This is a genomic window from Salegentibacter sp. BDJ18 (assembly GCF_017579965.1).
Taxonomy (GTDB): domain Bacteria; phylum Bacteroidota; class Bacteroidia; order Flavobacteriales; family Flavobacteriaceae; genus Salegentibacter.
Map to the genome: position 1 here is coordinate 1 of NZ_JAFLQX010000022.1, position 1,417 is coordinate 1,417.

Below are 1,417 nucleotides of genomic sequence, written 5' to 3' on the forward strand. Positions count from 1 at the left end.
AATGGGTGATTAATAGTTCTGGTAATAATATCTTGAGTAGGTCTATGTATGGATCCAATGCTTCCTGTTTAGAAAACAAAAATCAAACTAATATTTCAATTCACACACAACTTTTGAGAATGATCCATAAAAATCCCGATAAAATTAATTTCAATGAATTTTCAAGAATATAGCTCATACTTCAAAAATATCCTGCTTAAACCTGCGACGGAACATCAACCGCCTTATGATAATCCCGATTACCTGAATTATACAAAGCTAAACTGGTCACGTATGAACCGTTGGTTCAAAACAGGAAAATTATCAAATGATATTGTCGAGATTGTAAAAAAAATAGATCAACCGCAACACTGGATTATTATTACCGAGCCCTGGTGTGGCGACGCAGCTCACAATATCCCTTTTATAGAAATGATAGCAAGTGAAAATCCGCTAATAACGATATCTTATGAATTAAGAGATGCAGCACCTTACAGGATTGAGCAGTATCTCACCAATGGTACCCAATCAATTCCTAAATTAGTAATTAAAAATCAACAAGGTAAAGATTTAGCAACCTGGGGACCACGTCCTGAAAATTGTCAAAAAATGTATGCTGAACTACTCCAGGAGAAAGCTTCTTTTGAGATAATAAAAACTGAGATACAAAATTGGTATAATTTAGATAAAGGAAAAGAGCTTCAAAAGGAATTGGAAGACGTATTAGCTGCTACCCGTAATTATAAATTTAATTTTGGTTAATAAGTGAAGGTCATAAATTGGTCTTACACACTATTTTACTTTTCATCACTAGAAATTAATAAAAACAGCAATATAGTACAACCGTTGATAATGGAATATGAGGTAATTGGTTAAATTGTCTTATATTCCAGAAAATAAATGTTTTAATGAAAAAAATATTCTTTATTCCAATCTTATTTTTGATTTTTTCCTGTTCATCTAATGATGATTCTGAAGCACAAAATGAAGCAACAATTTTAGGATCTTGGATTGGGGTTGATAGTTATCTCGATGGAGAAAGTATGGGCCAACCAAACAATGATAGAGTTGAATTTTTCTCAGATAATAGGGTAGAATTTACATATGATGATATTACCGAATATGGTGAATTTGGGATAAATGATGATATACTTACGATTACCTGGGAGAGTTCTGAAACAGGTTTAGAAACTTATATTTTGGAAATAAATGAACTAACGGAAACCACTTTAGAATGGGAGACTGACCTAGGTAGTGAAGGAATTTTAATAGAAACTTTCAGAAGATAAATTATTAATTAAGCTGCTAAATATAGGACTATCTCATAAACTGTGTAAATAGAAAAATAACAGGGGTCGCGACCCCTGTTATTTTTTTGTCTAATTTTAAATTTTACACAGTATGAAAAAAGAGGATTTATTTAACGATGAATTTTTGA

2 protein-coding genes are annotated in these 1,417 nt (G+C 31.5%); both read left to right on the forward strand.

Annotation, left to right across the window (positions count from 1 at the left end; all coding sequences use genetic code 11):
• The first annotated feature begins 153 nt into the window (after positions 1 to 153).
• Entirely contained in the window at positions 154 to 741 is a 588-nt protein-coding gene (locus J0871_RS12245) for a thioredoxin family protein (RefSeq protein ID WP_208225628.1), read from the forward strand.
• Positions 742 to 887: 146 nt separating this feature from the next.
• A complete protein-coding gene (locus J0871_RS12250; protein WP_208225630.1) occupies positions 888 to 1,268 on the forward strand; it encodes a hypothetical protein in 381 nt (126 codons plus the stop codon).
• Positions 1,269 to 1,417: the final 149 nt, after the last annotated feature.